The organism is Gordonia sp. NPDC003424 (assembly GCF_053588655.1).
Window position 1 is genome coordinate 138,502 of the sequence record NZ_JBSFQJ010000009.1, and the last position, 24,147, is coordinate 162,648.

Below are 24,147 nucleotides of genomic sequence, written 5' to 3' on the forward strand. Positions count from 1 at the left end.
GTGAACGGCGCAACCGGTGCGCTAGAGGCGCGCCGGCAGGCCTGCCCCCTCGACCAGATGCGTTTCGATGACGTCACGGACCGCCGGTGGGATCGGTTGCGACCGGCCGGAAACCGGATCGAAGGAGACCATGGTCGTCTCCGCGACGGCGCACGTGGTTCCGTCCGCATCGATCAGGGTGAGCACCATCGTGAACGACGATGTGCCGATCCGACCGATGCAGGAACGGCCGGTGATCGGGTCGATGCTGTAGTGCAGAACGGAACGGAAGACGATGTCCTGGCGCCCCACCACCATGGAGAACCCTTCCGGGCGTCCCTCTTGGTCGAACCATTGCGCGAACGACCGGACCCGGACTTCCTCGCACAGCCGGGCGATCTGCACATTGTTGATGTGGTGGTTGGTGTCCATGTCGCCGTAGCGCAGTTGCAGCGCGACGGTGGTGTAGCCATCTGGCGTGGTTTCCGGGGTCGTGGATTCCGGCGTGGAGAGTTGATCGGGCACGAAAACAATCTATCGCCCACGTCTGACAGTCACGTCCGATGCGGGTCGAACACACCGTCGTCGACATGCCGGATCCGGCCGCCCAGGACCGTAGACTCACGCGGGGGAAAGCGACGACAAGGGGGCACGGTGATCCTGGAGACCGCACGGCTGCGTCTGCGTCCGGTCACGATGTCCGACGTCGACGCGCTGGTGGAGCTCGACGACGATCCCGCGGTGATGCGGTTCGTCAGTGACGGTGAGCCGACACCGCGTGAGGTCATCGAGGATTGGGTGCTGCCGCGCGCCGAGGCCGAACGCCGGGCGAACCGCACCGGGATGTGGGCGGCGATCGATCGCCGCGGCGACGACTTTCTCGGCTGGTTCTCGCTGCGCAGTCCCCGGCACAGCACCCGATCCGAACTCGAACTCAGCTACCGGCTGCGCCAGGAGGCGTGGGGCCGGGGCCTGGCGACGGAGGCGTCGCGCGCACTGCTGGCGATGTCGTTCGACGAGATCGACGCCGAACGGGTCTTTGCGAGCACCATGGTCGCCAATCTGCCGTCACGGCGCGTGATGGAGAAGATCGGCATGCAGATCTGCGCGGTGCGGATGGCCGACGGTCATCGGGCGCCGGTTCCGGGTCACGGCGAGGTGGAATACGAGTTGCTGCGTCGCCAGTGGGAGGCGGCATCGCCCCGCCGCGCACGCCACCGACGGACCGCCGACCTCACCGCCTGAACCGCCAAGCGCGCTGGTGGCGGTGGTGCGCCGCCCTTGCGCGATCCGCACGTGGGTCCTCATCGCGACCAATGGCCGATGATTGATTACCGTTGTATGGGTGTGCGGCACCAGCCGACAGTCCAGCGAACAGGAGACGTTCTTCAGATGAACAGCCCCACTCCGACCTCAGCACGTCCGCATGTGGTCATCGTCGGTTCTGGTTTCGGTGGACTCTTCGCGGCCCAACGACTCGCAAAACACGACGTCGACGTCACTCTCATCGCGAGAACGACGCATCACCTGTTCCAGCCCATGCTGTACCAGGTCGCGACCGGCATCATCGCCGAAGGTGAGATCGCGCCGGCGACACGCGTCATCTTGCGGAAGGAAAAGAACATCCAGGTGCTTCTCGGCGACGTCTTCGAGATCAACCTGAAGGGCAAGACGGTCACGCACCGGCTGCTCGAGCGCATCACCGTGACGCCCTTCGACAGCCTGATCGTCGCGGCGGGTGCCGACCAGTCGTACTTCGGCAACGATCACTTCGCCGAGTACGCGCCCGGTATGAAGACCGTCGACCATGCCCTGGAGCTGCGCGGCCGGATTCTCGGCGCCTTCGAACAGGCGGAACTGTCCGACGATCCCGAGGAGCGGGCCCGGCTGCTGACCTTCGTCGTCGTCGGGGCCGGACCGACCGGTGTCGAGCTCGCGGGCCAGATCGCCGAGATGAGCGACAAGACCCTCAAGGGCACCTTCCGGCACATCGACCCCACCGAGGCGCGGGTGATCCTGCTCGACGCCGCGCCCGCCGTGCTGCCGCCCTTCGGGCCGAAGCTCGGCGAGAAGGCGGCCAAGCGGCTCGAGAAACTCGGCGTCGAGATCCAGCTCAACGCGATGGTCGTCGACCTCGACTACGACGGGCTGGTGGTGAAGGAGAAGGACGGCAGCACGCGGCGCATCGAGTCCCAGTGCAAGGTGTGGTCGGCCGGGGTGCAGGCCAGCCCGCTGGGCAAGCAGCTCGCCGAACAATCCGGTGTCGAACTCGACCGCGCCGGCCGTGTGAAGGTCCTGCCGGATCTGTCCATCCCGGACAATCCCTACGTGTTCGTCGTCGGCGACATGATGGCCGTCGACGGTGTGCCCGGAGTGGCCCAGGGGGCCATCCAGGGTGGTCGCTACGCTGCCGATGCGATCGTCGCCGGTCTGCGCGGGCAGACGCAGGAGCAACGCAAGCCGTTCAGCTACTACGACAAGGGCTCGATGGCGACGGTGTCACGGTTCAGCGCCGTGATGCAGGTGCCGATCCCCGGCACCAAGAAGAAGTTCGAGACCGAGGGCTACTTCGCGTGGCTCGGCTGGCTCGCGCTGCACCTGGTCTATCTGGTCGGGTTCCGCAACCGGCTCAACACGCTGGTCAACTGGTTCTTCGCGTTCAGCACCCGTGGCCGCACACAGCTCGCGGTGACCGAACAGCAGGTGTACGCACGGACCGCACTGGGCGCGTTGAGCGAGCTGGAGAAGAAATCGATCCCCGAGGTGGAGGCCGAATCGGCGGGAATCCCGTCAACGGCACCGCCGAAGGCCGCCAGTTGATCTGACCCTTCGGGTCCTTAGTAGGCGCGCCTACGCGCGCATCGGAGGGCGGCCGGCGCCCCACTCCTCAGGGGACGGGTGACCCGGCCGGCCTCACCCCTCAGGTGTGCACCGCGGCGAGGTCGAGGTCGTCGCACAGCTGTCGCGTGCGGGCGGCCGATGTGTCCAGTGCCGTGGTCAGCGTCGATCCGGGGACCGCGTCCGGGCGGGCGAGTTCGAGGCGCGCGGCATACGCGACCGGTGACACCTCGCCGGGGCGGTCGTCGGGGAATCGGAAGACGCTGCTGAGGGCACGGTGCCCGCTGCCGTCGGGCGCACCGAGCGCCAGCCGGTGACGCAGCACGGGTGCGGCGCCGACGTCCACCCGCAGCGCCGACGCCCATCGGGCTCGTGCACGGACGTCCGGCGCCTCCTCGGCGCGGCCGAGTTGGACGTGCTCGGCGATGATGACCGTGCTGTCGGGGTGGGCGGTGACAGTGGTGTCGGCACGGTGCTCGGCGCCGCCGGCAACGATGGTCGGTTCCGGATCGAGGTGCAGGCGACCGCCCTCGGCGACGTCGACGAACCACTCGGTGGTCGAGTCCCATCGGTCGCGCGCCGGCAGTGCGATCGTCGCCGCCACGGTCCGAAGATGCAGGACCGCACCGGCTTTCACGGTGACGTGCAGGACGATCGAGTCGCCGCCGAGCGGCGTGGCGGCGGTGCTGATCAGATGGATCGTGTTCGGTCCGGTCTGGCGGGCCGCGAGCCCGCCGGCCGCGGCGACCCGGGGCGATCGATCGGGCCGGGCGACGATCTCGACTTCGGTGCGCACGAAGGTCAGCCGGCCACGCGGAGCTCGGCCAATTGCGTTCGCACCCAAGCCAGCACGTCGGTCGCGGCCGGGTCTTCGGTGAGTGAGATGAGTGCGGTCGGCCGGCCGTCCCGGACCTTCTCGGCGTCGCGGCGCATCACGCCGAGGTCGGCGTGCACCCGCTCGGCAAGGTCGGTCTTGTTGATGACCAACAGATCCGAGAAGGTCACCCCCGGCCCGCCCTTACGCGGCACCTTGTCGCCGCCGGCGACGTCGATGACGAAGATCTGGACGTCGATCAGGCCCGTCGAGAACGTCGCGGTGAGGTTGTCACCACCGGATTCGACGAGGATCAGATCGAGGGGCGGGTTGGCCGCGACGAGATCGTCGATGGCGTCGAGGTTGGCGGTGATGTCGTCACGGATCGCGGTGTGCGGACACCCGCCGGTCTGCACCGCGGTGATCCGTTCGTCGGGCAGAACCGCGTTGCGGCGCAGGAAGTCCGCGTCCTCGGTCGTGTAGATGTCGTTGGTGAGCACGGCGACCGACAACTCGTCGCGCAACTGTCGGCACAAGGCCGCCACGAGGGCCGTCTTGCCGGAGCCCACCGGGCCGCCGACGCCGATGCGCAACGCCTCGCCGGGCTCGCGATGACGCCTCGGGCGTGCGTGGTCGTGGCTGTGCGGTGCTCCGTCGATCAGATGCGGGGGCATGGATTTCCTTCCGGCAGAATTACTTCGACATCCCGACCACGGGACATCACGACATGAACAGGGGCATCGACTGGCGCTCGTGCCGTTCGGCGAAGACATCGAGGGTCAGGTCGGACAGGTCGGCGAGTTCGACGGCCGCGGCAGCCGCGATCCGCTCGCACTCGGTCCCGAGTTCGGCGATGACGATGGCCACGTCGGCGGGGTCGAGCGCCAGCAGGCGCTGCCCGGCGGTCGCCGAACCGCTCATCGTGGTGTAGACGAGCACCAGCGCGGTGTGAAACCCGGACAGGTGCGACACCCGGCCGATCGACCCGCAGATCACCGGCAGGTGGGTCTGCGGACTGTGTGCCGCCCAGTCCTCGTCCGGCCACATCCGCCGGGCCAGGCGCAACATCCCTCTGCCCTGCGCCAGCGAGGCACGGCGCGCCGCGGCGGACGGCGTCCGTGCGTCGGTCTCCCGTTGCGCGGCAGTCACATCGAGAACACCGTCGGCGACCGCCGCGGCAATCGACGCGGCGACGAGTCCGGTGGTGGTGACACGTCGACGGAGGTAGGAGGCCAGCGTCACGGAGTCGACGATCGCTCTGTCGGCGACGGCCTGCTCGACGCCCCCGGAGTGCACGTGACCGCCGACGGGCAGCCGGGAGTCGGCCAGGGTCAACATCAACGCCAGCGGTGACAGTGGTTCGGAGGACACGGTATCGACGCTCAGAACAGGAAATACCGTTGTGCCATGGGCAGTTCGGTGACCGGCTCGGCATCCCAGACCTCGCCGTCGATGCGCACGGTGAAGGTATCCGGCTCGACGGTGATCTCGGGCGTCGTGGCGTTGTTCGGCATGTCGGCCTTGCCGATCCCGCGGGTGTTGCGGACCGCGACCAGGCGACGGTCGAGGCCGAGAGTGTCCTCGATCCCGGCGTCGAGACCTCCCTGGGCGACGAAGCTCACCGACGTGGCCGCCGCCGCCTTCGGTGCGGCACCGAACATCGGTCGGGGCAGAACCGGTTGCGGCGTGGGGATACTCGCGTTGGCGTCACCCATCGCCGCCCAGGCGATCGCGCCGCCCTTGATGACCAGGTCCGGACGGACGCCGAAAAAGGCGGGGTCCCAGAGCACGAGGTCGGCGAGTTTGCCGGTCTCGATCGAACCGATCTCCTCGTCGAAACCGTGCGCGATGGCCGGGCAGATCGTGTACTTGGCGATATACCGTTGTGCGCGTTGGTTGTCCGCGGCCCCGTCGCCGGACAGCGAACCTCGTTTGCGCTTCATCACATGCGCGGTCTGCCAGGTGCGGAGTACCACCTCGCCGATGCGTCCCATGGCCTGGGCATCGGACCCGATCATGGAGATCGCGCCCAGATCGTGGAGCAGGTCCTCGGCGGCGATCGTCGACGGTCGAATCCGGCTCTCCGCGAAGGCGAGGTCCTCGGGAACCGTCGGGTTGAGGTGATGACACACCATCAACATGTCGAGATGCTCGTCGAGCGTGTTGACGGTATGCGGCCGAGTCGGATTGGTCGAGCTCGGCAGCACGTTCGGGTAGGCGGCGACGGTGATGATGTCCGGTGCGTGTCCACCGCCGGCGCCTTCGGTGTGATACGCGTGGATGCCCCGTCCGGCGATCGCGCCGAGGGTCTGCTCGACGAAGCCCGCCTCGTTGAGGGTGTCGGAGTGCAGCGCCACCTGCACGCCGGTCTCGTCGGCCACCCGCAAGCAGGCGTCGATCGCCGCGGGGGTGCTGCCCCAGTCCTCGTGCAGCTTGAATCCCGAAGCGCCGGCACGGATCTGCTCGTGCATGGCCTCGGCGCTGACGGTGTTGCCCTTGCCGAGCAACGCGATGTTCATCGGCCAGTGGTCGGTCGCCTGCAGGATCGACCGCAGGTGCCAGGCGCCCGGGGTGACGGTCGTGGCCTTGCTGCCCTCGGCCGGACCCGTGCCACCGCCGATGAGGGTGGTGATGCCGTTGCCCAACGCCTCGTCCATGATCTGCGGGCAGATGAAATGCACATGGCAGTCGATGCCGCCGGCGGTCAGGATCTTGCCGTTTCCGGCGACGATCTCCGTCGACGGCCCGATCACCAGGTCCGGATGGACGCCGTCCATCGTGTCCGGGTTGCCGGCCTTCCCCATCGCGGTGATCCGACCATCTCGAATACCGATGTCCGCCTTGATGATTCCCCAGTGATCGAGGATCACCACACCGGTGATGACGGTGTCCGGGGCGCCGTCGGCGCGGGTGGCGCGGCTCTGCCCCATCGACTCGCGGATCACCTTGCCGCCGCCGAAGACCGCCTCGTCGCCCGCCAGTCCCGGTCCGCCGCAACGGTCTTCGGTCACCTCGATGAGCAGATCGGTGTCCGCGAGGCGAACCCGGTCACCGACGGTGGGTCCGAACAGCTGCGCGTATCGGTCGCGTCCGAGTATCGCCATCAGTCCAGTCCTCCCGGGGGATCGAGGGTGATGCCATGGACCTCGCGGGTGCCGCCGAGCGGCACCAGCCCCACGGTCATCTCGACGCCGGGTTCGAAACGCACCGCGGTGCCGGCGGGGATGTCGAGCCGGCGCCCGCGCGCTGCGCCCCGGTCGAAGTCCAGAGCGGCGTTGGCCTGCGGAAAGTGCACGTGGCTACCCACCTGCACCGGCCGGTCGCCGGTGTTGACCACCACGACCGTCACGACATCGGAGCCTTCGTTCAACTCGATCGTGCCGGCGGCGGCAATGACCTCGCCGGGCACGATGGACGATTCTGTTCGCGACACGCGCACCTCTCGGCTGGTGGATGGACAGGTGGTGGGTTGTTCGACGACGGTCAACCGATGGGGTTGTGCACGGTGACCAGCTTGGTGCCGTCGGGGAAGGTTGCCTCGACCTGGACGTCGTGCAGCATCTCCGGGACGCCGTCCATCACGTCGTCGCGCCGGAGGACCTCACGGCCCGACGACATGAGTTCGGCGACCGAGCGCCCGTCGCGTGCCCCCTCGAGCACGTGATCGGTGATGAGCGCCACCGCCTCCGGGTGGTTGAGCTTCAACCCCCTCCCCTGCCGGCGGCGCGCCAATTCGGCGGCGTACGAAATGAGCAACCGCTCCTGCTCATGTGGCGACAGACGCACCCGGGTGACTCCTCGTGACGGGGATACAACATCGGATCACAACGGCCGGGTCGTGCCCGGCGCGGTAGGAGTCATCCTGCCACGCGTTGCCCGACCGGGCGCGGCAAGCGAGCGGCGTGCCCACTCGACGGTGGAGGGCGCCCACTCGACGGTGGAGGGCACCCACTCGACAGTGGAGGGCGCCCACTCGACGGTGGAGGGCGCCCACTCGACGGTGGAGGGCACCCACTCGACGGTGGAGGGCGCCCGGTCGACGGCCGGCGCTCGGTTGGTGTCGGCGCGGTGCGGCTCAGCTCGGGAGGCTGCCGCCCGAGGCGCGCAGCGCGGCGAGCGCCGCCGGCGTGCACAGCGGCGCGATGGAGGTGACCTCATCGCTGCTGAAGGCTCCCGCGGCCGCACCCCGATCGAGGACCAGCGCGAGCGACAGCGCGGTGGCCGGCTCGTCGACGACATCGCCGGAGCTGCGCTGGAAGTACGACTGCAGGCGCGCGGCGGCGGTGGGCATGGCCGAGCGGAAGAAGCCGATCACGGCCACCCAACGGGTGACCAGATGCCCGGGATGCATGTCCCAACCCTGGTAGAAGCCGCGCTCCAGGGAACGCACCACGAGTGCGTGGTGGCGACGCAGGGCGGCGTCGACGTGCTCCGGGGTGCCGGTCGGCATGATCTGGGTGGATCCGTCGCTGATCCAGATCCCGGTCTGCGCGGCGGCGGCCTGCATGACCGCTTTCGCGTGATCGGCGACGGGGTGCGCGAGCGATTGCTGGGCCGACACGATGCCGCAGGAGGCGCTGTAGTCGTAGGTGCCGTAGTGCAGCGCGGACAGGCGTGGGGCTCCGCGATGGATCGCCTCGGCGACGGTGGCGCGCCCGTCGGCGGCCAGGACCGCCTGGGGAATCTCCACCTGCAGTTCGTAATGGAGGCTCCCTTCGGCCAGGCCGTGGACGCGTTCGAACTCATCGCAGAGCACGTTGACCGCGTCGACCTGCCGGACGTCGCGCAGCTTGGGGACGGTGAACACGAACCCGTCGGGCACGCCTCCCGCGCCGTCGAGGACCAGCTCGAGGGTACGAAGGCCGCGGGCACGTTCGGCCGCACCCAGCCCTTTGGCACGCACCCCCGAGATCCGGGGTGCGTGCGGTCGGTCGCGCGTCCACGCCGCCAGGGTCTGGCCGGCGTGCCGGGCATGGGTGTCTTCGACGGCGTCGTCGCGCCATCCGTATCCGTCCTCGAGGTCGATGCGCAGATCCTCGATCGGATTGGTCTCGAGCCGGCGGATCGCGAGGTCGACGGAGTCGTCGCCCGCCATCTCGAGGAGAGCATCCCGGTGGGCTGCGGCGATGTCGAGTGCCTGCGCCGCCCACCACCGGGGCGTATCGGTCCCGATGTCGGCGGCACTGACGTAGACGGTGTGGGCGGGTTGCCGGTCCGGCCGGTCTCCGGGGTAGAGCGTGGCGAGGTCCTCGTCGACGGGTCCGAGGATCTCCTCGATCCGCGCACGTGCCCGCTCGGAGAGCGTCGCGTCGGTCATGCGCCGCCCGTCGGCAGGTCGACTCCGTCGGGAAGTTCCAGATTCTGCAGGCGCACCTGGGAGTTGGCCAGGAGTCGGCCCTGATCGTCGGTCATCGTGACCTTCCACAGTTGCTGGCGTCGGCCGCGGTGGATCGGTGACGACTCGACGGACACGGTCCCGGAGCTGACCGACTTGATGAAGTCGGTGTTGTTGTTGACGCCGACCGCGGTTCCACCGATGCCGGTCGCGTGGAGCCAGGTGAACGCGCTGCAACTGGCGACGCTCTCGGCAACCGCGCAGTAGACACCGCCGTGCACGATGCCGAACGGCTGGTGCTGCTTCGGGGTGATCTCGAAATGCGCGAGTACGCCGTCCTGGGTCACCTTGTCCAGCACGAGACCCAGCGCGACGCTGTCGAATCCTTGGCCGAAGGTGTCCTTGATCATCTGCTCGGGGTCGATGCTCATACCCACGAGACTGTCACGACACCTCGACACCGTCGCGACGAAGGGTCTGCTGGAGGTCTGCTCCGAACCAAAAATGGCCCGAGGGAACCGATGGGCCCCACGCTGCGTTACAGCGTGGGGCCCATCGTGGCGTGGACCGGGGGTCTCTGCAGCCCTCAGGACTCTCGCGCGGTCCAACGTGACATCAATGTAGGGTAGCCTTACCAACATTGTCAAGCGTCCCACGGAAAATCGTCCTGACCAGGCAGGCGGATGTTCAACGAGCTGATTGGGCGACTAGGAGAACCGGAAGTAAAATGCGAAGAATGAATGGACTGGGTGATCTGGAGCGCGCGGTCATGGACACGCTGTGGGCGAGTCCGGCTCCGCAGACCGTGCGGCAAGTGCACGCAGCCCTGTCGCGAGATCGCTCGCTGGCGTACACGACCGTGATGACGGTGCTGCAGCGGTTGGCGAAGAAGAATCTGGTGACCCAGATCCGCGACGACCGGGCGCACAAGTATGTCCCGACCCACCCCCGCGAGGACCTCGTGGCAAGCCTGATGGTCGACGCGCTGAGCGAAGCAAACGCTCCCGGCTCACGGCACGCCGCACTCGTCTCGTTCGTCGGCCGGGTGGGCGCCGAGGAGGCCGCGGCCCTGCGCGACGCACTCGATCAGCTCGAATCGGCCCGCCCGACGAGTGAGACGGGATAGATTTCCCAGTCGAACCCCGACACCGACAGCACGCAAGGACAGCCCCTCGATGACCGCGCTCCTCTTCGGCATCCTGACCCTGGTGCTGGTCGGCCCCGCCGCGGAGGCGATGTCCCGAGCGAAGTGGCCGATCAAGACACCGCGGGCAGCGATGGCCCTTTGGCAGGCGATCGCACTGGCCGGTGTGTTGTCGGCATTCAGTTGCGGCCTCGCCATTGCGGCCAACCTGCTCGCACCCGGCCCCGACGGCGCACCGACGACCAACCCGATCGACGAGATCGAGCGCCTCGGCCTGCCGCTGTGGCTGACTCTCGTCGGGGTGTTCGCGCTGACACTCATGGTCGGTGCCCGCCTGATGTACACCGTGATCCGGGTCGGCGTCCGGACACGCGCGCGCCGGCACGCGCACCGGCAGCTCATCGACATCCTCGACCGCTGCGACCGCCGCGATGCCAGTCATCCGCTGTTCGCCAGCGACGTCCGGATGATCGATGTGGAACAGCCCCTCGCCTACTGTCTGCCCGGTATCCGTCAACGCGTGGTGATCAGCGAAGGGGTCGTCGCACGTCTGTCCCGGGCGGAACTGACCGCGGTGCTCGCCCACGAGCGCGCTCATCTGCGCGCCCGGCACGATCTCGTCCTCGAGGCGTTCATCGCCCTGCATGAGGCGTTCCCCAGGTTCGTCCGAAGCCACTCGGCACTCGGGGCGGTCGAGTTGCTCGTCGAGGCCCTCGCCGACGACCAGGCGGTCCGCGCGACCGCCCCCACGACCCTGGGCCGTGCGCTGGTCGCCTGCGCCGACGCGGTGGCCCCCCGCGGTGCCATGGCCGTCGGCGGCCCCACCACACTGGCCCGGATCCACCGCCTCTGCGACGACCGCCCCACGCACTGGATCGCGCTTGCCGCCTACAGCGCGGCGGCAGCGATCCTCGTCATCCCGACGCTGGCGGTCGCGATCCCCTGGCTGACCGAGCTGAGTCGACTGATCTCGGCGGCGTAGCCGACCTCGGCGCGCACCCTCCCGGTCGTCGCTGTCCGAGCCAGGCAATAGGCTTGGCCCCATGACAAACGCTGCCTCGTCCGACAAGAAAGCTCAGATCGGTGTCACCGGTCTGGCGGTGATGGGCTCGAACATCGCCCGCAACTTCGCCAGCCACGGGTACACCGTCGCGCTGCACAACCGGAGCATTGCCAAGACGGACGCCCTGATCTCGCAGCACGGGTCCGAGGGTGACTTCATCCGCACCGAGACGATGGAGGAATTCGTCGGCGCGCTGGAGAAGCCGCGCCGCGTGCTGATCATGGTCAAGGCCGGCGCTCCGACGGATGCCGTCATCGAGGAACTGGCCTCGGTGATGGAGACCGGCGACATCATCATCGACGGCGGCAACTCGCTCTACACCGACACCATCCGGCGCGAACGCTCCCTGGCCGAGCGCGGTCTGCATTTCGTCGGCGCCGGCATCTCCGGCGGCGAGGAGGGCGCGCTCAAGGGACCGTCGATCATGCCCGGCGGGCCGGCCGAGTCGTACAAGTCGCTCGGTCCGCTGCTCGAGGAGATCTCCGCGCACGTCGACGGCGAGCCGTGCTGCACGCATATCGGCCCGGACGGCAGCGGCCACTTCGTCAAGATGGTGCACAATGGCATCGAGTACGCCGACATGCAGCTGATCGGCGAGGCCTACGACCTGCTGCGCAACGCGCTGGACCTCCCGGTCGCCGAGATCGCCGACGTCTTCCGCGAGTGGAACACGACCGAACTCGAGAGCTACCTCATCGAGATCACCGCCGAGGTCCTCAGCCAGGTCGACGCCGAGACCGGCAAGCCGCTGGTCGACGTGATCGTCGACGCCGCCGGACAGAAGGGCACGGGCCGCTGGACGGTGAAGTCCGCCCTCGACCTCGGAATCCCGACCACGGGTATCGCCGAGGCGGTCTTCGCCCGCGCACTGTCGAGCGCGACCGCCCAGCGCGAGGCCGCCCGCGAACTGGCCGCCGGGCACCTGGGCGCCGCACCGACCGACCGGGACCAGTTCGTCTCGGACATCAAGGCGGCGCTGTACGCCTCGAAGGTCGTCGCCTATGCGCAGGGTTTCGATCAGATCGCGGCCGGCAGCGCCGAATACGGCTGGGACGTCGACCGGGGTGCGTTGGCGACCATCTGGCGTGGCGGCTGCATCATCCGCGCCCAGTTCCTCAACCGTATCCGCGAGGCCTACGCCGACAATCCGGACCTGCCCAGCCTGCTCCTGGCCCCCTACTTCCGCGAGGCTGTCGAAGCCGGCATCGACAGCTGGCGCCGGGTTGTGGCCACCGCGACCATGCTCGGAATCCCGGTGCCCGCCTTCGCGTCGTCGCTCTCGTACTACGACGGACTGCGTGCCGAGCGCCTTCCGGCGGCTCTGACCCAGGGGCTGCGCGACTTCTTCGGGGCCCACACCTATCAGCGGATCGACAAGCCGGGCACGTTCCACACACTGTGGAGCGGCGACCGGTCCGAGGTCCAGGAGTAGATCGGCGACCCGACAACAATCGCGAGACTGGACACACCGTGCGATTTCTCGAAGGCCATCGGCCCGTCCACGATCTGACGTACGACGATCTGTTCATCGTGCCGGGCCGGTCGGATGTGACGTCGAGATTCGACGTGGACATCTCGACGGCCGACGGCACCGGCACGACGATTCCCATCGTCGTCGCCAACATGACGGCGGTCGCCGGCCGGCGCATGGCCGAGACCGTCGCCCGGCGGGGCGGCCTCGTGGTGCTGCCGCAGGATCTGCCGATCAGCGCGGCCGCCGCATCGATCTCCTACGTCAAATCGCGTCACCTGGTCGCCGACACACCGGTGACGCTGTCGCCCGACCACTCGGTCACCGACGCACTGGCGTTGATCCCCAAGCGGGCACACGGGGTGGCCATCGTCGTCGACGAGGGACGTCCGGTCGGTGTGGTGACCGAGAAACGCTGCCGTGATGTGGACCGGTTCACCCGGGTCCGCGACGTGCTCGACCCGACGATGGTCATCCTGCCGGTGGACACCCCGCCGCGGGAGGTGTTCGACGCCCTCGACGACCAGCACCTCGGACTGGCCGTGCTGGTCGACGCCGACGGCGGCGCGGCCGGCATCCTCACCCGGGTCGGGGCACTGCGCCACGGCATCTATCGGCCCAACGTCGATGCGGATGGCCGGCTGCGGATCGCCGCCGCGGTCGGGATCAACGGCGACGTGGTCGGCAAGGCGAAGGCGCTGGCGCAGGCCGGCGCCGATCTGCTGGTGATCGACACCGCGCACGGCCACCAGGAGAAGATGCTGTCGGCGCTGGAAGCGGTGGCCACCGCGGATCCCGGCGTCCCCATCGCCGCGGGCAACGTGGTGTCGGCCGAGGGCACGATCGACCTCATCAACGCCGGCGCGACGATCGTCAAGGTCGGTGTCGGCCCGGGCGCGATGTGCACCACCCGGATGATGACCGGGGTCGGCCGACCGCAGTTCTCCGCGGTGGCCGAGTGCGCCTCGGTGGCCCGGGAGCACGGCGCCCATGTCTGGGCGGACGGCGGGGTCCGCCATCCGCGCGACGTCGCGTTGGCCATCGCCGCGGGCGCGTCGAACGTGATGATCGGATCGTGGTTCGCGGGCACCTACGAGTCGCCCGGCGATCTCCAGGAGGATTCGAAAGGGCTCTACAAGGTCAGCTTCGGCATGGCATCCAAGCGGGCCGTCGCGGCCCGCTCGGCCACCGACAGCACCTACGACCAGGCACGCAAGAGTCTGTTCGAGGAGGGCATCTCGTCGTCGCGGATCCGGCTCGACCCGGAACGGCCGAGCGTGGAGGATCTCATCGACCACGTCTGCGCCGGTGTCCGCAGCACCGCCACCTACACCGGTGCCCGGAGCCTGGCCGAGCTGCACGACAAGGTGGTGCTGGGCATCCAGTCGCAGGCCGGGTTCGCCGAAGGACGCCCGCTGCCCAGTGGGTGGTGACGGGTGGACATCGTCATACTCGTCGCCAGCCTCATCGGCTTTGTCGCGCTGACGCTGGGTACCGCCCTGTTCGTGTCGGCGGAGTTCTCCCTCACCGCGCTGGAACGCTCGACCATCACCGCCGACGTCGCCACACGGGACGATCGCCGGGCACGCCTGGTACAGCGGGCGCATTCGACGTTGTCGTTCCAGCTGTCGGGTGCCCAGCTCGGTATCACCATCACGACCCTGATCACCGGCTACATCGCCGAACCCGTCCTGGCCCGGCTCTTCGAGCCGGCCCTCGATGCACTCGGCGCAACCGACGCCGTGGCGTCGGCGACGTCGTTGATCCTCGCTCTGGTGATCGCGACATCCCTCTCGATGGTGCTCGGTGAGCTGATCCCGAAGAACCTCGCCATCGCCCGTCCGCTCGCGGTGGCGAGGGCGACCGCGGGCCCGATGACGGTGTTCTCCGCGGCGTTTCGGTGGGCCATCAAGGGTCTCAACGGGACGGCGAACTGGCTGGTCCGGCGTCTGGGAATCGAACCGGCCGAGGAACTGCGGTCCGCGCGGTCGCCCCAGGAGCTGGTGTCGCTGGTTCGGAACTCGGCGCGGGAAGGTTCGATCGACGCGGACACCGCCACCCTGGTCGACCGGTCGCTGAGGTTCGGCGAACTGTCCGCGGAGGATCTGATGACACCCCGCGTCACCGTGGAATGCCTCGATCGCGACGACACCATCCGCGACCTCGTGATCGCGTCGTCGCGGACGGGCCATTCACGGTTCCCGGTGGTCATCGACGGTGACCTCGACGACCTGATCGGTGTCGTCCACGTGAAGCAGGCGTTCACCATCGCGCCGGATCAGCAGGCCGGCACGACCGTCGCGTCCATCGCCCGGCAGGTACCGCGCGTTCCCACGAGCCTCGACGGAGACGCGCTCATGGAGCAGATCCGGCGCGACGGCATGGAGCTGTGTGTGGTCATCGACGAGTACGGCGGCACCGCGGGCATCGTGACCACCGAGGACCTCATCGAAGAGATCCTCGGCGACGTGACCGACGAGCACGATCGGGAGCGCGCCGACGTCACCGTCGACGGTGACGGCTACCTCTGCTCCGGGCTGTTGCGCATCGACGAACTGTTCGAGGCGATCGGTTACCGCGCACCCGAGGGGTCCTACGACACTCTCGGTGGTCTGATCATGTTCTCGCTCGGCCGCATCCCCGAAGCCGGCGACACCATCGACCTGCCGCGCCGTGTCGTGATCAGCGAGGACGAGCAGGACGACGAGGATGAACCCTCACCCGGATCCGACACGACGTGGCGTGCGACGGTGTCGCAGATGGACGGGCGCCGAGTCGACATCGTGGCGCTGCGCCCGGTCGACCCCGACGACCCGGATCGGCCAGGTGACGAGTGAACGACGCCTGGGCCCTCGTCCTCGCGATCGCGTTGCTGGCCGGCAACGCGTTCTTCGTGGGCGCCGAATTCTCATTGATCTCCGCGCGGCGGGACCGTCTCGAGGCCCTCGAGGAGAGCGGGAAGCGCCGCGCGCGCACCGTGATCCGTGCGGGTGAACGGCTCTCACTGATGCTGGCCGGCGCACAGCTGGGCATCACCATCTGTTCGATCGTGCTCGGCCGCGTCGCCGAACCGGCGGTCGCGCACCTGATCGAAGAGCCACTGGATCTGGTCCACGTCCCGGAATCACTCCTGCACCCCATCGCGTTCGCGATCGGGCTGGCGATCGTCGTGGTACTGCACATCCTGCTCGGCGAGATGGTGCCGAAGAACATCGCGCTGGCCGGTCCCGAACGATCGGCCATGCTGCTGGTCCCCGCCCACCTCGCGTTCATCCGTCTGGCCCGGCCCTTGATCGCCTTCTACAACTGGATGGCCAACATCTCGCTGCGGCTGATGCGGGTGGAACCCCGCGACGAGCTCGCCACCTCCGTGTCGCCCGGCGAGCTGGCACAGATGCTCGGGGAGTCGAAGCAGGAAGGTCTCATCGACGCCGAGGAACACGAACGACTCAGCCGCGCACTGCGCTCGGTGAGCCGGACGGTGTCGGAAGTGCTGATCCCGCTGCAGGAGATGCGCAGCGTGGACGTCGAGGTCGACACCGCCACGGGCCGGGCGGGCCCGACGTTGGGCGCAGTGGAACGCGCGGTCGGCGACACCGGCTTCTCCCGCTTCCCGGTGCGCGGTCCCGACGGCACGTTCACCGGATATCTGCACCTCAAGGACGTGCTGGAGGAGATCCTCGACGACCAGGTCGGGCCGGACACGATCATCGGCAGCGACACGATCCGGCCGCTCCCGGTGATCGCGTCGACGACTCCGCTCGACGACGCGACCGCCACCCTGCGCCGAACCAGCTCACATCTCGGCGCCGTCGTCGACGACTCGGGACGCACCATCGGCATCGTCGCCCTGGCCGATCTGGTCGAGGAGTTCGTCGGGACCGTGCGCGACGAAACCCACCGGGTGTAGTGCGATGTCCACGATCCTGACCCCACCCCGATGGCGTGCCCGGCGCGACCACCATCGCGCACGGGTGGACGAGCTGATCGGCCCGTATGTCACGGCCCGGCGCCGCGGGATCAAGCACCCGGTGATCGACTTCCTGTTCACCTATTACGCCGCCCGTCCCGCCCAGCTGCGCCGGTGGCATCCCGGCCCCGGCGTGGTGCTGGTCGACGCCGACGAGTACCTACGACTGCGCGGATATCATCGCGTCGCCGCGGGCGTCACGGTCGATCCGGCGTATCTGCGCAAACGGTCCGGGGCGGTCGCCGCGACGGAGGCCCTGCTGCGCGCCACGTCGAACCGGCCGGCGCGACTCGGCTGTTTCGGTCTTCACGAATGGGCGATGGTCTACCGCTCCGAGGAGACCCGCCACCCCATGCCACTGCGGCTGGGCCCTACCGGGACCGACGCCGTCGTCGACCAACTGCCGCTTCGCTGCACCCACTTCGACGCGTTCCGTTTCTTCACCGACGCCGCGCGGCCCCGCAACGAGAGCACGCTGAGTCGCGCGCGGCAGCTCGACGACGAACAGCCGGGCTGCCTCCACGCGACGATGGACCTCTACCGGGCGTGCCTGCACCTGAGTCCCCTCATCGATTCCGACCTCACGCTGACCTGCTTCGAACTCGCTCTGCGGGCGCGGGAACTCGACATGCGGGCCAGTCCGTACGACCTGCGCACCCTCGGCTACGAACCGGTGCCGATCGAGACCGCGGCCGGCCGTGCGCAGTATGTCCGCGAGCAGACGGCGATCGCCGACGAGGGAGCCGCGTTGCGCGATATCGTGGCGTGCAGGTGCGCGGACCTTCTGTCGCGTGCACGTTCGGCGGACGGCCTGGTCGCGTCCTGACCGTCCGGTCGGCTCACGACTATCCGGTACACCGGTAGGACGCTAAATTACCGCCGAGTAGCATGGATGCATCGTTTACACCGTGAGAGAGGCTGTCATGTCAGACCGGGTCACCGTCAACGGGTTGCAGGTCGCTTCCGTCCTGTACGACTTCATCAACACCGAGGCGTTGCCCGGGACCGGTGTAGACCAGGACGCGTTCTGGCAGGGCGCGGCGGCGGTGATCAACGATCTCGCGCCCCGCAACCGGGAACTGCTCGGGATCCGCGACGATCTGCAGGCCAAGATCGACCAGTGGCACCGGGAGAACGATGCGAGTGACTTCGCCGCGTACAAGCAGTTCCTGATCGACATCGGTTACCTCGTCGAGCCCCCTGCCGACTTCCAGATCGGTACCGCGGGCGTCGACCGTGAGATCTCCGAAACCGCGGGCCCGCAGCTCGTCGTGCCGGTCCTCAACGCCCGCTTCGCGCTCAACGCGTCGAACGCCCGCTGGGGATCGCTGTACGACGCGCTCTACGGCACCGACGTGATCTCCGAGGCCGACGGCGCGGAAAAGGGCAAGGGCTACAACAAGGTCCGCGGCGACAAGGTCATCGCCTATGCGAAGGACTTCCTGGACAAGGCGGTTCCGCTCGAGCAGTGCAGCTATACCGACGTCACCGGTTTCGCCGTGGTCGACGGCGGCCTGCAGGTGACGCTGGCCGACGGCAAGACCTCCACGCTGGCCGATCCGTCGGCCTTCGCCGGCTGCCGCGGTGACGCGTCGTCGCCGTCATCGATCCTGCTGCGCCACAACGGCCTCTACCTCGACATCGAGATCGACCCGGACTCCCCCATCGGAGCGACCGACCCGGCGGGCATCAAGGATGTCGTGATGGAGTCGGCGATCACCACGATCATGGACTTCGAGGACTCGGTGGCCGCGGTCGACGCCGACGACAAGGTGCTCGGCTACCGCAACTGGCTGGGACTGAACAAGGGTGATCTGTCCGAAGACGTCAGCAAGGGCGGCAAGACCTTCACCCGCACGCTCAACGCCGACCGTGAGTACACCGCGCCGGACGGTTCGGCGTTCGACCTGCACGGACGGTCGCTGCTGTTCGTCCGCAACGTCGGTCACCTGATGACCAACCCGGCCGTCCTCGACGCCGACGGCAACGAGGTCCCCGAGGGCATCCTCGACGGATTGTTCACCTCGCTCGCCGCCATGCACGGGCTGGCCGGCGCCGGGAGCGAAGCGAGCGGGCTGGGTGTCACGGCCGAAGGGCTGCAGAACTCGCGGACCGGGTCGATCTACATCGTGAAGCCCAAGATGCACGGGCCCGACGAGGTGGCGTTCACCGTCGAGTTGTTCGGCCGTGTCGAGCAGGTTCTCGGACTGCCGGAGAACACGCTCAAGGTCGGCATCATGGATGAGGAGCGCCGCACGACGGTCAACCTCAAGGCCTGCATCAAGGCCGCCGAGAACCGCGTGGTGTTCATCAACACCGGCTTCCTCGACCGCACCGGCGACGAGATCCACACGTCGATGGAGGCGGGCGCGATGATCCGCAAGGGTGAGATGAAGAAGCAGAAGTGGATGCTCGCCTACGAGGACTCCAATGTCGACATCGGCCTGCACGCGGGTCTGCAGCACAAGGCGCAGATCGGCAAGGGCATGTGGGCGATGACCGACCTGATGGCCGACATGGTCGAGCAGAAGATCGGTCAGCCGCAGGCGGGTGCGAGCACGGCATGGGTGCCGTCCCCCACGGGCGCCACCCTGCATGCCATGCACTACCACCTCGTCGACGTGTTCGAACGCCAGGACGAGATCGCCAAGCGCGACCCCGCATCGGTCGACGACATCCTCACCATCCCGCTGGCCCCCAAGACCGACTGGTCGGACGCCGAGAAGCGCGAGGAACTCGACAACAACTGCCAGTCGATCCTCGGCTACGTGGTCCGCTGGATCGATCAGGGCGTCGGCTGCTCCAAGGTGCCCGACATCCACGACGTCGCGCTCATGGAGGACCGCGCCACGCTGCGTATCTCCAGCCAGCTGCTCGCCAACTGGATTCGCCACGACATCGTGTCCGCCGACGACGTGGTCGCGGCTCTGCAGCGGATGGCGCCGGTGGTCGATCGGCAGAACGCCGACGATCCGACCTACCGGCCGCTGGCGCCCGACTTCGACACGAACATCGCGTTCCAGGCGGCCAAGGCACTCATCCTCGAGGGCACGAAGCAGCCGAGCGGCTACACCGAGCCGATCCTGCATCGCAAGCGGCGCGAGTTCAAGGCTGCCAACGCCTGATCGGCGCCCGAGAGCGGAACGATCGGCCACTACCTTGGTGGCCGATCGCACCGTGTCGCGCACACCCGCGCGGGTGTTGCGTCCAATAGTCTTTCGTCAACGGGGTTTCGTCGTCGTCCGTGGGGACCGGCGGGCGGCGGCGACCTGACGCGAAGGGCTGGGTGTTGGCACATCATCGGAGTGACGGCGGACGTGGCGGTATTCGCGGTCGCGGAGTGAGCCGAGGGCTCGTCGCCGCGGTGTTGTCGATCATCCTGGTCGTCGCCGCGGTCGTGGTGTGGCGGCAACTCGGTGACCACATCGACGAGCAGAGCGATCAGGCGGCCAACACCTGCGTCGAGGGCAACACCACCGTGCCGGTGATCGCCGACCCCGCGGTGGCGCAGGCCCTCGAGTCGATCGCCCAGGAGTACACGAAGACCAAGCCCGTGGTGCGTGACCACTGCATCACCGTCGCCGTGCGACCGGGCGACGCGCGAGTCACCCTCGACGGGCTCAAGGGTGCCTGGGATGTTCAGTCGCTCGGCCCCTACCCCGCGGCGTGGGTACCGGAATCGTCGATCTGGGCCGCCGAATTGTCGACCGCGAAGCCCGACGTGGTCGACGGGCAACCGTCGTCGCTCGTGACCTCGCCCGTCGTGATGACCATGGCACCGGAGCTCGCGGCATCCTTCGACGGCAGCCTCGAATGGGGTCAGGTGCCGATGTACCAGTCCGAGGATCTCAGCCTGGCCCGGGTCGGCCGGGGCAGCTGGAAATCGCTGCGGATGGCGGTGCCGGTCGGTGCCCAGTCGGACGCGACGGTGCTCGCCGCGCAGGCGGTGGTCGCGCAGGCCACGCGGACATCCGGCCCGCTCACCGAGCAGGACGCGAAGTCCTCGACGGCGTCGTCGAGTATCGAGTCGATGATGAGCGGTGCACCCTCGTCACCGGACGGTACGACGCTCGGCGCCGCGAGCGAGCTGGCCGACAACAGCGACGACCCGGCGTCGTCACCGATCCATGCGGTCCCGATCACCGAGCAGGCGCTCTACCAGTTGACCCGGAACGACACGTCCGCCCGCCTCGCCGAGGTGGTGCCCGGCGGGCCCACCCCGGTCGCCGACTACCCGATCGTCCGGCTGAGCGGCACCCAGGTTCCGCAGGTGATGTCCGACGCGGTCGCCGAATTCTTCGAATTCGCCGGCAAGCCGGAGCAATTGGGCAAGCTCACCGCGCTCGGCTTCCGTGGGGATGCGCCGATGCCGAAGCCGTCGGTGACGGTGACCTTTCCGGTGACCCCGAACCCCATGCCCAACCCGGAGACCGCAGCGACGGTCACCATCAACCAGCTCGTGTGGGGCCAGGCGGGAAACTGACCCCCGGGCCGCCACCTCAGCTGCTGAACGCCTCGATCGGCGGGCAACTGCACACCAGGTTGCGGTCGCCGAAGGTGCCGTCGATCCGCCGGACCGCCGGCCACACCTTGGTTCGCCCCCCGGCCGACGGCAGTCCGTTCGGGTAGACCGCGACCTCGCGTGAGTACGGGTGGTCCCAGTCGGCGACCAGCGCCTCGGCGGTGTGCGGGGCCCCCCGCAGCGGGTTGTCGTCGGCCGGCCACTCGGCGGCGGCAACCCGGTCGATCTCGCCGCGGATGGCGACCATCGCGTCGCAGAACGCGTCGAGCTCGTCGAGGTTCTCGCTCTCGGTGGGTTCGACCATCAGCGTCCCGGCCACCGGGAAGCTCATGGTCGGCGCGTGGAACCCGTAGTCCGCCAACCGCTTCGCCACGTCGTCGACGGTGACACCGGTGGCCTTCGTCAGCGGTCGCAGATCCAGGATGCACTCGTGCGCGACGAATCCACCCTCCCCCGTGTACAGCACCGGGAAGTGGTCGGCGAGGCGGCGCGCGATGTAGTTGGCCGACGCGATCGCGGTCAGCGTGGCGCGTCGCAGTCCGTCGGCACCCATCATCGCGATGTACGCGTAGGTGATCGGCAGGATCGACGCGGAACCGTAGGGTGCCGCCGAGACGGTGCCGGCATCGCCGAGTTCGGGCGCCAGCGGATGCCCGGGCAGATAGGGCGCAAGGTGTTCGCGCACGGCCACCGGCCCGACGCCCGGCCCGCCACCGCCGTGCGGGATGCAGAACGTCTTGTGCAGATTCAGATGACTGACGTCGCCACCGAACCGGCCCGGACGGGCCACGCCCACAAGCGCATTCAGGTTCGCACCGTCGACGTAGACCTGGCCGCCGGCATCGTGCACGGCAGCGCAGATGTCCTCGATGTCGTGCTCGAACACACCGTGGGTCGACGGGTAGGTGATCATGATGGCGGCCAGCGCATCCCGATGCGTGTCCACCTTGGCCCGCAGGTCGGCGACGTCGACATCGCCGTTCTCCCGGCAGGCCACCACCACGACGCGCATTCCGGCCATCACCGCCGACGCCGCGTTGGTGCCGTGGGCACTCGACGGGATGAGGCAAATGTCGCGGTGTTCGTCGCCGCGCGCACGATGGTAGCCGCGGATCGCCAACAGGCCCGCGAACTCGCCCTGGGATCCGGCGTTGGGCTGCAAGCTGATCCGGTCGTAGCCCGTGATCGCCACCAGCCAGTGCTCCAGCGTGCCGATCAGCTCGCGGATGCCCTCGGTGTCGTCGGCGGGCGCGAACGGATGCAGGCGCGCGAATCCGGGCCACGTGATGGGTTCCATCTCGGCGGTCGCGTTGAGCTTCATCGTGCACGACCCGAGCGGGATCATGCTGCGGTCGAGCGCGATGTCCTTGTCCGACAACGCCCTCAGATACCGCAGCATCGCGGTCTCGGTCCGGTGGCGGCTGAACGCCGGATGGGTGAGGTATTCGGTGGTGCGGGTTTCGACCGGCTGTGCGAAGGACCTCGGCCGCACGCCTTCCGCGCTGAACGCGCGCAGCACAGCGGCCACGTCGTCGGTCGTGGTGGTCTCGTCGCAGGCGATGCCGACGGTGTCGTCGTCGACGTGCCGAAGGTTGACGTTGTCGCGCTTGGCATTCCGGACGACCGCCGCGGCGCTGCCCGGAATCCGCACGGTGACGGTGTCGAAGAAGGTGGCATGTCTCACCGAGAAGCCGGCGGCGGTGAGGCTGTCGGCGAGCAGCGCGGCCCTCTCGTGGACTCGTCGGGCGATGGCGCGCAGCCCGTCCGGCCCGTGATACGAGGCGTACATGGCGGCGACGACGGCCAGCAGCACCTGCGCGGTGCAGATGTTGCTGGTGGCCTTCTCCCGCCGGATGTGCTGTTCGCGTGTCTGGAGCGACAGCCGATAGGCGAGGTTGCCGTCGGCGTCCTTCGACACGCCGACCAGCCTTCCCGGGAGCTGACGCGCGTGGGCGGCGTGCACCGAGAGGTAGCCGGCGTGCGGGCCGCCGAATCCCATCGGCACACCGAAGCGCTGCGTGGTGCCGAAGCAGACGTCGGCCCCCTGGTCACCGGGCGGCGTGATGAGCGTCAGTGCGAGCAGATCTGCGCCGACCGACACCAGGGCTCCCCGCGCGTGGGCCGCGTCGATGATCGGCGCGGCGTCGAGGATCCGGCCGGAGGCGCCGGGGACCTGCAGGACCACGCCGAAGAACTCGCCGTCGGGCAGCCCGCAACCCGGCTTGTCCGGGTGCAGTGCCGCCTCGACGATCTCGATGCCGAGCGGTTCCGCCCGCGTCTCGATCACCGCGCGGGTCTGGGGGAACACATCGGCATCGAGCACCAGTCGCGGTGACTTCGACTTTCCCGCCCGGCGCATCAGGGTCATCGCCTCGGCGGCGGCCGTCGCCTCGTCGAGCATCGACGCGTTGGACACCTCCATCGCGGTCAGGTCGGCCACCATCGTCTGGAAGTTCAGCAGCGCCTCGAGCCGCCCCTGGCTGATCTCCGGCTGATAGGGCGTGTACGCGGTGTACCAGGCCGGATTCTCGACGACGTTGCGCAGGATGACCGGCGGTGTGAACGTGTCGTAGTAGCCGAGCCCGATCATCGAGCGCGCGACGACGTTGCGGCCGGCGAGTGCGGTGAGGCGATCCTGGACCTCGTGCTCGTCGAGGGCCGCGGGCAACGCCTGCAGGCCGTTGTCGGCGGAGTCGTCGGCGATGACGGCCGGGACGACACGGGCTGCGAGCTCGTCGAGTGTCGTGACACCGATCGTCGCGAGGATGCGTTCGGTCTCTTCGGCGTCGGGGCCGACATGCCGGTCGACGAAGGCGGCGGGGACTGACTCGGGGGCGGTGGGCATGACGATCAACCTCTCGGCGGTCTGGCCCTCCCCCTCTGTCATGTCGGGGTCCGTGACCGGACCCGTGACGCCTGAGAGATTCGGCCGGTGCCGCAGTCCGCGAGATCGACTGCCGCGATGGCCTTTCACCGTGGGCGGACCGGGTCACCCCGGTCACTTTCCAGAG

The 24,147-nt window shown here is 68.6% G+C and carries 21 protein-coding genes; 11 read left to right on the forward strand and 10 right to left on the reverse strand.

What is annotated here, in order from left to right; translation table 11 throughout:
• Nucleotides 1-21: 21 nt before the first annotated feature.
• The gene (locus tag ACWDTI_RS15330) at nucleotides 22-504 is read right to left on the reverse strand and encodes an acyl-CoA thioesterase (RefSeq protein ID WP_449738957.1); all 483 of its coding nucleotides are present in this window, start codon (nucleotides 502-504) and stop codon (nucleotides 22-24) included.
• A gap of 129 nt (nucleotides 505-633) precedes the next feature.
• Between ACWDTI_RS15330 and ACWDTI_RS15335 the strand changes: the two genes are divergently transcribed.
• Complete coding sequence (locus ACWDTI_RS15335; RefSeq protein ID WP_449738958.1) at nucleotides 634-1,224, forward strand: GNAT family N-acetyltransferase; 591 nt, start codon at nucleotides 634-636, stop codon at nucleotides 1,222-1,224.
• A gap of 147 nt (nucleotides 1,225-1,371) precedes the next feature.
• Nucleotides 1,372-2,799 (forward strand): NAD(P)/FAD-dependent oxidoreductase, encoded by a 1,428-nt coding sequence (locus tag ACWDTI_RS15340; RefSeq protein ID WP_449738959.1) that lies wholly within the window; start codon nucleotides 1,372-1,374, stop codon nucleotides 2,797-2,799.
• A 100-nt stretch (nucleotides 2,800-2,899) separates the two neighbouring features.
• Here ACWDTI_RS15340 and ACWDTI_RS15345 read toward each other — a convergent pair whose 3' ends face one another.
• From ACWDTI_RS15345 to ACWDTI_RS15380, 8 genes are all read right to left on the reverse strand, one after another.
• Entirely contained in the window at nucleotides 2,900-3,613 is a 714-nt protein-coding gene (locus ACWDTI_RS15345; protein ID WP_449738960.1) for an urease accessory protein UreD, read from the reverse strand.
• A 5-nt stretch (nucleotides 3,614-3,618) separates the two neighbouring features.
• The gene (gene ureG, locus ACWDTI_RS15350) at nucleotides 3,619-4,305 is read right to left on the reverse strand and encodes an urease accessory protein UreG (RefSeq protein ID WP_449738961.1); all 687 of its coding nucleotides are present in this window, start codon (nucleotides 4,303-4,305) and stop codon (nucleotides 3,619-3,621) included.
• A 46-nt stretch (nucleotides 4,306-4,351) separates the two neighbouring features.
• A complete protein-coding gene (locus ACWDTI_RS15355; protein ID WP_449739048.1) occupies nucleotides 4,352-4,969 on the reverse strand; it encodes an urease accessory protein UreF in 618 nt (205 codons plus the stop codon).
• A gap of 44 nt (nucleotides 4,970-5,013) precedes the next feature.
• Nucleotides 5,014-6,735 carry an urease subunit alpha gene (locus ACWDTI_RS15360; RefSeq protein ID WP_449738962.1) on the reverse strand — a complete coding sequence of 574 codons (1,722 nt, stop codon included), beginning with the start codon at nucleotides 6,733-6,735 and terminating at the stop codon, nucleotides 5,014-5,016.
• Nucleotides 6,735-7,043 (reverse strand): urease subunit beta, encoded by a 309-nt coding sequence (locus tag ACWDTI_RS15365; protein WP_449739049.1) that lies wholly within the window; start codon nucleotides 7,041-7,043, stop codon nucleotides 6,735-6,737. Before ACWDTI_RS15365 ends, ACWDTI_RS15360 begins: the two co-directional genes overlap by 1 nt.
• Nucleotides 7,044-7,114: 71 nt before the next feature.
• Nucleotides 7,115-7,417 carry an urease subunit gamma gene (locus ACWDTI_RS15370; RefSeq protein WP_449738963.1) on the reverse strand — a complete coding sequence of 101 codons (303 nt, stop codon included), beginning with the start codon at nucleotides 7,415-7,417 and terminating at the stop codon, nucleotides 7,115-7,117.
• 289 nt (nucleotides 7,418-7,706) lie between these two features.
• Nucleotides 7,707-8,948, reverse strand: coding sequence for a DUF6986 family protein (locus ACWDTI_RS15375; protein ID WP_449738964.1), 1,242 nt, complete (start codon nucleotides 8,946-8,948; stop codon nucleotides 7,707-7,709).
• Nucleotides 8,945-9,397, reverse strand: coding sequence for a PaaI family thioesterase (locus ACWDTI_RS15380; RefSeq protein WP_449738965.1), 453 nt, complete (start codon nucleotides 9,395-9,397; stop codon nucleotides 8,945-8,947). The genes ACWDTI_RS15375 and ACWDTI_RS15380 overlap by 4 nt, the downstream gene beginning before the upstream one ends.
• A gap of 296 nt (nucleotides 9,398-9,693) precedes the next feature.
• Here ACWDTI_RS15380 and ACWDTI_RS15385 point away from each other — a divergent pair, with 296 nt between their 5' ends.
• From ACWDTI_RS15385 to ACWDTI_RS15425, 9 genes are all read left to right on the forward strand, one after another.
• Nucleotides 9,694-10,092 carry a BlaI/MecI/CopY family transcriptional regulator gene (locus tag ACWDTI_RS15385; protein WP_449738966.1) on the forward strand — a complete coding sequence of 133 codons (399 nt, stop codon included), beginning with the start codon at nucleotides 9,694-9,696 and terminating at the stop codon, nucleotides 10,090-10,092.
• Between the two features lie 49 nt (nucleotides 10,093-10,141).
• Nucleotides 10,142-11,092, forward strand: coding sequence for a M56 family metallopeptidase (locus ACWDTI_RS15390; RefSeq protein WP_449738967.1), 951 nt, complete (start codon nucleotides 10,142-10,144; stop codon nucleotides 11,090-11,092).
• A gap of 61 nt (nucleotides 11,093-11,153) precedes the next feature.
• Nucleotides 11,154-12,605: an NADP-dependent phosphogluconate dehydrogenase gene (gndA, locus tag ACWDTI_RS15395; protein ID WP_449738968.1), complete on the forward strand. Its 1,452-nt coding sequence runs from the start codon at nucleotides 11,154-11,156 to the stop codon at nucleotides 12,603-12,605.
• A 38-nt stretch (nucleotides 12,606-12,643) separates the two neighbouring features.
• The gene (gene guaB1 / locus ACWDTI_RS15400) at nucleotides 12,644-14,077 is read left to right on the forward strand and encodes a GMP reductase (RefSeq protein ID WP_449738969.1); all 1,434 of its coding nucleotides are present in this window, start codon (nucleotides 12,644-12,646) and stop codon (nucleotides 14,075-14,077) included.
• 3 nt (nucleotides 14,078-14,080) lie between these two features.
• Entirely contained in the window at nucleotides 14,081-15,481 is a 1,401-nt protein-coding gene (locus tag ACWDTI_RS15405; RefSeq protein ID WP_449738970.1) for a hemolysin family protein, read from the forward strand.
• A complete protein-coding gene (locus ACWDTI_RS15410; RefSeq protein WP_449738971.1) occupies nucleotides 15,478-16,554 on the forward strand; it encodes a hemolysin family protein in 1,077 nt (358 codons plus the stop codon). Before ACWDTI_RS15405 ends, ACWDTI_RS15410 begins: the two co-directional genes overlap by 4 nt.
• Nucleotides 16,555-16,558: 4 nt before the next feature.
• Entirely contained in the window at nucleotides 16,559-17,440 is an 882-nt protein-coding gene (locus ACWDTI_RS15415) for a 3-methyladenine DNA glycosylase (RefSeq protein ID WP_449738972.1), read from the forward strand.
• A 97-nt stretch (nucleotides 17,441-17,537) separates the two neighbouring features.
• Complete coding sequence (locus ACWDTI_RS15420; protein WP_449738973.1) at nucleotides 17,538-19,739, forward strand: malate synthase G; 2,202 nt, start codon at nucleotides 17,538-17,540, stop codon at nucleotides 19,737-19,739.
• A gap of 164 nt (nucleotides 19,740-19,903) precedes the next feature.
• On the forward strand, nucleotides 19,904-21,097 hold the full coding sequence (locus tag ACWDTI_RS15425) for a hypothetical protein (protein WP_449738974.1): 1,194 nt from the start codon (nucleotides 19,904-19,906) through the stop codon (nucleotides 21,095-21,097).
• 16 nt (nucleotides 21,098-21,113) lie between these two features.
• Here ACWDTI_RS15425 and gcvP read toward each other — a convergent pair whose 3' ends face one another.
• The gene (gcvP, locus tag ACWDTI_RS15430) at nucleotides 21,114-23,981 is read right to left on the reverse strand and encodes an aminomethyl-transferring glycine dehydrogenase (protein WP_449739050.1); all 2,868 of its coding nucleotides are present in this window, start codon (nucleotides 23,979-23,981) and stop codon (nucleotides 21,114-21,116) included.
• Nucleotides 23,982-24,147 lie beyond the last annotated feature (166 nt).

Bases quoted from the DNA above. Each gene is read 5' to 3' on its own strand.
- ACWDTI_RS15340 (WP_449738959.1), top strand. From the start codon at position 1,372: ATGAACAGCCCCACTCCGACCTCAGCACGTCCGCATGTGGTCATCGTC.
- ureG (WP_449738961.1), bottom strand. From the start codon at position 4,305: ATGCCCCCGCATCTGATCGACGGAGCACCGCACAGCCACGACCACGCA.
- ACWDTI_RS15355 (WP_449739048.1), bottom strand. From the start codon at position 4,969: ATGTTGACCCTGGCCGACTCCCGGCTGCCCGTCGGCGGTCACGTGCAC.
- ACWDTI_RS15360 (WP_449738962.1), bottom strand. From the start codon at position 6,735: ATGGCGATACTCGGACGCGACCGATACGCGCAGCTGTTCGGACCCACC.
- ACWDTI_RS15375 (WP_449738964.1), bottom strand. From the start codon at position 8,948: ATGACCGACGCGACGCTCTCCGAGCGGGCACGTGCGCGGATCGAGGAG.
- ACWDTI_RS15380 (WP_449738965.1), bottom strand. From the start codon at position 9,397: ATGAGCATCGACCCCGAGCAGATGATCAAGGACACCTTCGGCCAAGGA.
- ACWDTI_RS15385 (WP_449738966.1), top strand. From the start codon at position 9,694: ATGCGAAGAATGAATGGACTGGGTGATCTGGAGCGCGCGGTCATGGAC.
- ACWDTI_RS15390 (WP_449738967.1), top strand. From the start codon at position 10,142: ATGACCGCGCTCCTCTTCGGCATCCTGACCCTGGTGCTGGTCGGCCCC.
- gndA (WP_449738968.1), top strand. From the start codon at position 11,154: ATGACAAACGCTGCCTCGTCCGACAAGAAAGCTCAGATCGGTGTCACC.
- ACWDTI_RS15415 (WP_449738972.1), top strand. From the start codon at position 16,559: ATGTCCACGATCCTGACCCCACCCCGATGGCGTGCCCGGCGCGACCAC.
- ACWDTI_RS15420 (WP_449738973.1), top strand. From the start codon at position 17,538: ATGTCAGACCGGGTCACCGTCAACGGGTTGCAGGTCGCTTCCGTCCTG.
- gcvP (WP_449739050.1), bottom strand. From the start codon at position 23,981: ATGCCCACCGCCCCCGAGTCAGTCCCCGCCGCCTTCGTCGACCGGCAT.